Genomic DNA, 6,949 nt, shown 5'->3' with positions numbered 1-6,949 from the left:
GGCTCCGGGGTACGCAGAAGCGCACCGCGGGGGTCCGCGGGGGCGGTGGGCCGGGCAGCGCTTGGCTGGCGGCGCTCGTGGGAGGTGGGGTGCTCCGTCACGCGTGTCGAATCCATCCGTCCGGTGCTGCGCGCCGTGCGTGCAGTTCGTCCCGCAGAAATCCCGATACCCGGAATGCGTGCCCCAGGAACGGAATCACCGCGTGGTCAGACAGCCTCTCAGAAGAGGGACCGTCGGGCACCGGCGGGAACAGCCCGTCCGGCCGTCTCCTGACCGTACCGCTGTGGCCCTCGTACCCCTCGCTCACGTCCTGCCGCCCCTCGGTGACGTTCGGTCAAGCCCAGCGTGTGCTCCGGGAGTTGTCGCCTCGCGCCCGCCCGCCACCCGACCACCACTCCTCAACGACGGTGCTGCGCACCGACCGTGACTGTTCGTTGCGGAGGACGATCCTACGGTTCTACCACGGGGGCACATCAAGGGTCTCACGTGGACACGTGCGCGGGCGTACGATCCCAGTCGTCCGGCAGAGACGGTACGGACCAGGACGGATCCGGGCGCCAGTGCTGCCAGCCGTCCGCCAATGGCGGGCCCCAGGCGCGGATCACCTCCACCGCGGCCCGGCCGGCCTCCCGCACCCGCGCGGCCAGTCGGGCGTCCATCAGGCCGTCCCGCTGGGCCTGCGCGAACTCGTCCTCGTCGCGCCAGTCCCAAGTCCGGTCCGGGTTCACCGAGATGTCGAGGAAGTGGTCCTCGGAGTCCACCCCGCCGGCCCATCTGGCCAGCGGTTCCTCCAAGTTGACGTACCAGTTCTTGAACTGCCAGCCCGGCTCCCAGAACAGCCACACCGACCACGGCTCACCGGGCCGGGCCAGCTTCAGCACACCGGTGCCGAACCAGTGGCCGCGCTGCACGGCCCTCGGCTTGGTGTAGCGGGATTCCAGCGGCTCCACGTGCACGGGCGTGCCGTCCGCGAGGACGGGCTTCACGCACTCCGTCCCGGGGGCCAGCCACACGGCGAGCAGCTCCTCGTCGTCCCGCACGACGGTCACGGGGCGCACGATGTGGAAGCGCTCGCCGGCGTTCTCCCGGTATCGCCACAGGATCCGACTCCCGGGGTTCCAGTACGCCGCCGACCCGCCCGCTTCCACGTGTGTCACCGCTCCACCCTCTGCCATGAACAGATATTAGGTGCCCATGGCATACGACGCTGCGGCGCGCGTCACGGTTCGCGCGCCGGGCCGAATGACGTTACGGGCGCGTCATCCGCAGGACATCCAGGGCCTCGTCCAGCTGCTCCCGGGTGAGATCTCCACGCTCGACGTAGCCAGATTCCAGGACGACCTCACGGATGGTCCTCCGCTCGGCGAGGGCCTTCTTGGCGACCTTCGCGGCCTCCTCGTACCCGATGTACTTGTTCAGCGGCGTCACGACGGACGGCGACGACTCGGCGTACTCGCGGGCCCGCTCGCGGTCGGCGGTGATCCCGTCGACGGTCCGGTCGGCGAGCAGCCGCGAGACGTTCGCGAGGAGCCGGATCGACTCCAGTACGTTCCTGGCGATGACCGGCAGCATCACGTTGAGCTCGAAGTTCCCGGAGGCTCCGGCGGTGGCGATCGTCGCGTCGTTGCCGGTCACCTGCGCGGCGACCATCAGTACGGCCTCGGGGATGACCGGATTCACCTTGCCGGGCATGATCGACGAACCGGGCTGGAGGTCGGGGAGGCTGATCTCGGCCAGACCGGTGCGGGGCCCGGAGGCCATCCACCGAAGGTCGTTCGCGATCTTCGTCAGCCCCACGGCGATGGTCCGGAGCTGCCCACTGGTCTCGACGATCCCGTCGCGCGCCCCCTGCGCCTCGAAGTGGTCGCGCGCCTCGGTGAGCGGCAGCCCGGTGCTCCGCGCGACCTCCGCGATCACGGCGGCGGAGAAGCCGGGCGGGGTGTTGATCCCGGTCCCCACGGCGGTCCCCCCGAGCGGCAGCTCGGCGAGCCGCGGAAGGGACGCCCGGAGCCGCTCGACCCCGTACCGCACCTGGGCGGCATACCCGCCGAACTCCTGCCCGAGCGTCACGGGCGTCGCGTCCATCAGATGCGTACGCCCGGACTTCACGACGTCGGCGAACTCCTCGGACTTGCGCGTGAGCGCGTCCGCGAGGTGCTCCAGGGCGGGGACGAGATCGCGGGTGACGGCGGCGGTCGCGGCGATGTGGATGGACGAGGGGAAGACGTCGTTGCTGGACTGCGAGGCGTTCACATGGTCGTTCGGATGTACGTCCCTGCCGAGCCGTTCCGTCGCCAGCGTGGCGATGACCTCGTTCGTGTTCATGTTGGACGAGGTCCCGGATCCTGTCTGAAAAACGTCTACCGGGAAGTGCTCGTCCCACTTTCCGTCCACGACCTCCGCGGCCGCCTCCTGGATGGCCTCCGCGACGTCCTTGTCCAGGACCCCGAGTCCGGCGTTCACCTTGGCCGCGGCCGCCTTGATCCGGGCCAGGGCCTCGATGTGCGCCCGCTCGATCCGCTGCCCGGAGATGGGGAAGTTCTCGACGGCACGCTGGGTCTGCGCCCGCCATTTCGCGTCCGCGGGGACGCGGACCTCACCCATGGAGTCGTGTTCGATCCGGTAGTCGCTCATGAGACGTACAGCGCCCCCACCGCCCCTGCCCATTCCCGTCCCCTGGGGCTCCGCCCCAGACCCCGTGGGGTGCGTTGTCGAGTGCGGGCCCAGATGTGGCTGATCGCGCAGTTCCCCGCGCCCCTTTTAGGGGCGCGGGGAACTGCGCAGTCTTTTGGGGGTTCGGGGGCGGAGCCCCTGAGGCTGGGACGGGAATGGGTAGGCGGCGGCGGGGGCGAGAAATGCTATGCCGGGCGGAGCCACACCGTTGCCAGGGGTGGCAGCGTGAGGCGGATGCTGGCCGGGCGGCCGTGCCAGGGCTGGGCGTCGGGCTTGACGGGGTCGGGGTTCGTGACATCGGCCCCGCCGTAGCGACCGGCGTCCGTGTTCAGGGCCTCGTGCCAGGCAGGCACGTCATCCGGAACCCCGAGCCGGTACTCGTGCCGGACAACCGGCGAGAAGTTGGACACCGCCAGCAACGGCGACCCGTCCGCCGCGTGGCGGAGGAACCCGAAGACGTTGTCCTCGACCGCGTCCCCCGCGATCCAGGCGAACCCGGAGGGATCGATGTCCCGCTCCCAGAGCGCAGGAGCATGCCGGTACACAGTGTTCAGGTCCCGGACGAGGTCCCGCACACCCTGATGGTCCGCGGCGGCCCCGTACGACGGATCGAGCAGCCACCAGTCGGGCCCGTGTGCCTCGGACCACTCCGCGCCCTGCGCGAACTCCTGCCCCATGAAGAGGAGTTGCTTGCCGGGATGCGCCCACATGAAGCCCAGATACGCCCGCAGCGTGGCCCGCTGCTGCCACCAGTCACCCGGCATCTTCGACACCAACGACCGCTTCCCGTGGACGACTTCGTCGTGGGAGATCGGCAGCACGTAGTTCTCGCTGTACGCGTACACCATCGAGAACGTCATCTCGTGGTGGTGGTACTTGCGATGGACCGGCTCGTGCGCGACATAGCCCAGCGAGTCGTGCATCCAGCCCATGTTCCACTTCAGACCGAAGCCGAGCCCCCCGAAGCCGCCCGGCCCGATGTGGTGGGTGGCCCGCGTGACGCCGTCCCACGCCGTCGACTCCTCGGCGATCGTGACGACCCCGGGCTCGCGCCGGTACAGGGTCGCGTTCATCTCCTGGAGGAAGGCCACCGCGTCGAGGTTCTCCCGCCCGCCGTGGGCGTTGGGCGTCCACTGCCCGGGCTCGCGCGAGTAGTCGAGGTAGAGCATGGATGCGACGGCGTCGACCCGCAGGCCGTCGATGTGGAACTCCTCGCACCAGTACACGGCGTTGGCGACCAGGAAGTTGCGCACCTCCCGGCGCCCGTAGTCGAACTCCAGGGTTCCCCAGTCGGGGTGCGCGGCCCGCAGCGGATCCTCGTGCTCGTACAGCGGCCGGCCGTCGAACTCGGCCAGCGCCCAGTCGTCCCGCGGGAAGTGCGCGGGGACCCAGTCCATGATCACGCCGATGCCGGCCCGGTGCAGCGCGTCGACGAGGTACTTGAAGTCGTCCGGCGTCCCGAGCCTGGCCGTGGGCGCGTAGAAACCCGTGACCTGGTAACCCCACGAACCGCCGAAGGGGTGCTCCGCCACCGGCATCAGCTCCACATGCGTGAAGCCCAGGTCCGAGACGTATACCGGCAGCTGCTCGGCGAGCTGACGGTACGTCAAACCCGGTCGCCAGGACGCCAGATGGACCTCGTACACCGAGAACGGCGCCTCGTGGGCCGGCGGGTCGGAGGCCCGCCGCGCCATCCACTCCCCGTCCTGCCACTCGTGACGCGAGGCGTGCACGATGGAGGAGGTCGCGGGCGGGATCTCCGTACGCCGTGCCATCGGGTCGGCCCGCATCGTCTTGGAACCGTCGGGCCGGGTGATCTCGAACTTGTAGAGCTCGCCCTCGCCGATCCCGGGAATGAACAGCTCCCACACCCCGGAGGAGCCGAGCGACCGCATCGGGAAGGCCGTGGCGTCCCAGAAGTTGAAGGTCCCGGCGACCCGCACGCCACGGGCATTGGGCGCCCACACGGTGAAACGGGTGCCGCTCACCCCCTCGTGCACCATCGGCTCGGCACCGAGCGCCTTCCACAGCTGTTCGTGCCGCCCCTCGCCGAACAGATGCAGATCGAACTCGCCGATCGTCGGCAGGAACCGGTACGCGTCCTCGGTGTCCTGAACCGTCCCCTCGTACTCCACGAGCAGCCGGTACGAGGGCACCTCCCGCAACGGCAGCACGGCGGAGAAGAACCCCTCACCGTCGTCCTGCAGTTCGGCCCGAAGCTCCTCCGTGACGACCGTCACGGACAGCGCGTACGGCCGCAGCACCCGGAAGACCACACCGCCGGACACGGGATGGGCCCCGAGCACGGAGTGCGGCTCGTGGTGCGCGCCCCCGAGCAGCCGCTCCCGGTCACCACGGTCCAGCACGGCCAACGGCCGCACATCCTGCACGGGCGGCTCCACATCCCGTACGGGCGCGGCAGCCTCTACGGGTTCCACATCGCGCACGGGCTCCGCCTCTCGTGCAGGCTCAGGCTCCGCGGGGTCCGCGACCGCGGGCTTGGCCTTCGCCTTGGCGGTGGCCTTGTCCGTGCTGGCCTTGGCCTTCGCGCTCTTCGGCTTCTTGGCGGGCGGGTTCGGGCGGGGCGTCACGGGTGGAGCCTCCTCGGCGGAGTCGACGGTGGTGAAAAGGCGGGCGGGCTGGGCGTAAGGCGCCTACGACGATCCGGAGAGGGCCAGGCGGCGGACCGCCTCCATCGGCACGGGCAGCCAGTCGGGCCGGTGCCGCGCCTCGTACACGACCTCGTAGATCGCCTTGTCGGTCTCGTACGCGCGCAGCAGCACCGGATCCGTACGCGGATCACGCCCGCCCGCCTCCGCGTACCCGGAGCAGTAGGCCGCCCGGCAGGTGTCGGCCCAGCCGGGCACGACGGGCGCGTGCGAGTGCGCCGCGTAGTCGAAGGAGCGGAGCATCCCGGCCACGTCCCGCGCGGTCGGCTGCGGCATCCGCCGCTCGGCGAGCGGCTTGGAGGGTTCGCCCTCGAAGTCGATCAGCGACCATTCACCGGACGGCGACCGCAGACACTGCCCGAGGTGCAGATCCCCGTGGATCCGCTGGGCAGTCCATGTCTCGCCCTCGCCCGCCAGATCGGCGAGCGCCTCGAAGGCGGTGTGCAGCCCCGGCGCGTACGGCCGCAGCGCGGGCACCGCCTGGGCGGCCGCCTCCAGTCGCTCGGTCATACCGTCCACGAGCAGTTCCATCTGCCCGCGTCCCATGGTCACCGTGGGCAGCGCCCGCGCCAGCGCCGTGTGCACCTCGGCGGTGGCCCGCCCCAGCGCCCGCGCCTCACCGCTGAAGTCCTCGCCCTTGGCGAGCTCACGCAGCGCGAGCTCCCAGCCGTCCGCCGCACCCTGGACGAAGGGCTGCAGCACACCCAGTACGTACGTCTCGTCGGCCAGGTCCGCGAGCAGCCACCCGGCGGGCGCCGGAACCCGGGGGCAGCCCTCGCGGGACAGCACCAGCGGCAGCTCCAGGTCGGGGTTGTCCCCCGGCACGATCCGCCGCAACAGCTTCAGGATGAACGTATCTCCGTAGACGATCGAGGAGTTCGACTGCTCTGCCGTCACCAGCCGCGGCACCAGACCGTCCCGGATGTCCTGGCGCATGTCCCGCTCGAAACGCAGGTCGCCGACGCGCGCCCGCGACCGCAGCGCCTCCAGGAGCACATCGGCGGGCCGTGCGTCGTGCAGAGCCCCGTACACGGTCCGTCCGGCCAGCGGTCCCTCGGTCGGACGGCCGATCAGCGCGGGCGCCAGCCGTGGCGGCAGCGTCTCGCGCACACCGATCAGGAGCTGGTAGCAGTCGGCCGGATGCGTGGCGGCACTCTGCGTCGGTACGAGCGGCTGATGCGCCCGCACGAGCAGATGCAGCAGCCCCAGCTTCGCGTCCCACGGCAGCACCTCTACCGCCGCCACCAGCGAGAACCCGGTGACGGGACGGCCCTTACCCGCGAACCACCGCTGCCGTGGCAGCCACTCGCGAAGCAGCGGATCGAGGGACGCAAGGAGGCCCGGACTCGTCGAAGCGGAGTGCACGGAGCGGGTGACGGCTTCCGACATGGCGTCGCGTCCTTTCCCCAGGACCCGGAAACCGGGTGAGTCGGGGTGTTACTGATGCGTGCCCAGGGCGGGGCGGGGGAAACCGCCCCGCCCCGTTCTACTCCTACCTGCTTCTTCTCCCTGTTTCTAGGCCATGTCCTTGCGGAGTCGGAACCAGTAGAAGCCGTGTCCGGCGAGGGTGAGGAGGTAGGGGAGTTCGCCGATGGCGGGGAAGCGGA

General features: G+C 70.5%; 4 protein-coding genes and 1 pseudogene. All 5 read right to left on the bottom strand.

The genetic code is table 11. The features are described from left to right. Positions 1-482: 482 nt before the first annotated feature. Positions 483-1,175 carry a DUF402 domain-containing protein gene (locus O3Q52_RS46055; RefSeq protein WP_269654452.1) on the bottom strand — a complete coding sequence of 231 codons (693 nt, stop codon included), beginning with the start codon at positions 1,173-1,175 and terminating at the stop codon, positions 483-485. Between the two features lie 73 nt (positions 1,176-1,248). Continuing rightward, the gene (locus O3Q52_RS46050; RefSeq protein ID WP_269654451.1) at positions 1,249-2,634 is read right to left on the bottom strand and encodes an aspartate ammonia-lyase; all 1,386 of its coding nucleotides are present in this window, start codon (positions 2,632-2,634) and stop codon (positions 1,249-1,251) included. A gap of 224 nt (positions 2,635-2,858) precedes the next feature. Then, on the bottom strand, positions 2,859-5,264 hold the full coding sequence (glgB, locus tag O3Q52_RS46045; protein WP_269654450.1) for a 1,4-alpha-glucan branching enzyme: 2,406 nt from the start codon (positions 5,262-5,264) through the stop codon (positions 2,859-2,861). Between the two features lie 63 nt (positions 5,265-5,327). Beyond that, a complete protein-coding gene (locus O3Q52_RS46040; RefSeq protein ID WP_269654449.1) occupies positions 5,328-6,731 on the bottom strand; it encodes a phosphotransferase in 1,404 nt (467 codons plus the stop codon). 126 nt (positions 6,732-6,857) lie between these two features. Continuing rightward, positions 6,858-6,949: pseudogene (locus O3Q52_RS54305) on the bottom strand (alpha,alpha-phosphotrehalase); the annotation flags it as partial.

Origin of the sequence: Streptomyces sp. ActVer (assembly GCF_027270795.1) — a bacterium.
Classification (GTDB): Bacteria; Actinomycetota; Actinomycetes; order Streptomycetales; family Streptomycetaceae; genus Streptomyces; species Streptomyces umbrinus_A.
The sequence above is the reverse complement of the archived record's forward strand: the minus strand, read 5'-3'. Positions and strand labels throughout refer to the sequence as shown.